The 535-nt window shown below is 60.9% G+C and carries 1 protein-coding gene and 1 pseudogene; one reads left to right on the forward strand and one right to left on the reverse strand.

Annotated features, from left to right (window positions below; all coding sequences use genetic code 11):
- On the reverse strand, window positions 1-288 hold a 288-nt coding region (locus EN749_RS38430; RefSeq protein ID WP_210214773.1), incomplete at its 3' end, for a hypothetical protein.
- Here EN749_RS38430 and EN749_RS36935 point away from each other — a divergent pair.
- A pseudogene (locus tag EN749_RS36935) lies at window positions 275-535 on the forward strand (tyrosine--tRNA ligase); the annotation flags it as partial. The gene EN749_RS38430 and the pseudogene EN749_RS36935 sit on opposite strands and share 14 nt — an antisense overlap.

A 535-nucleotide genomic window follows, 5' to 3' on the forward strand; every position in this document is an offset into this window, starting at 1 on the left:
GATCTGATCTGCGGGATGGCCCCGTCGCGGCGCCTCAGGCCCTGCCCTGCGCGGCGCCTCAATACGCCAGCCCAAACGACGAAGCAAGGATTCGCAAATGCCATCCGCGCGGGCACCAAAACCGGAAACCACTTTTGCTGATCGCTGGACCTTTGTCTGGCGCACGATCAGTCGCAAAACCGGAAACCACTTTTGCTGATCGCGCTTGGATGCTAAACGCCCGCGTTCATGCACACCCGAGCCACGCTGGCCGGACGCTTTCGGGAAAGAAAAAATGCCTGCCTTCAAATCGGATTTCCTGCGCACGATGAGCGAGCGCGGTTTCATCCACCAGACTTCGGATGATGCCGGTCTCGACAATATCTTCGCCAAGGAAACGGTGACGGCCTATATCGGCTTCGACGCCACCGCCAAGAGCCTGCACGCCGGCTCGCTGATCCAGATCATGATGCTGCACTGGCTGCAGCAGACCGGTCACCGGCCGATCGCGCTGATGGGCGGCGGCACCTCGATGATCGGCGACCCGTCCTTCAAG

This window comes from Mesorhizobium sp. M7A.F.Ca.ET.027.02.1.1 (genome assembly GCF_004022985.1).
In the GTDB taxonomy this organism is placed as follows: Bacteria; Pseudomonadota; Alphaproteobacteria; order Rhizobiales; family Rhizobiaceae; genus Mesorhizobium.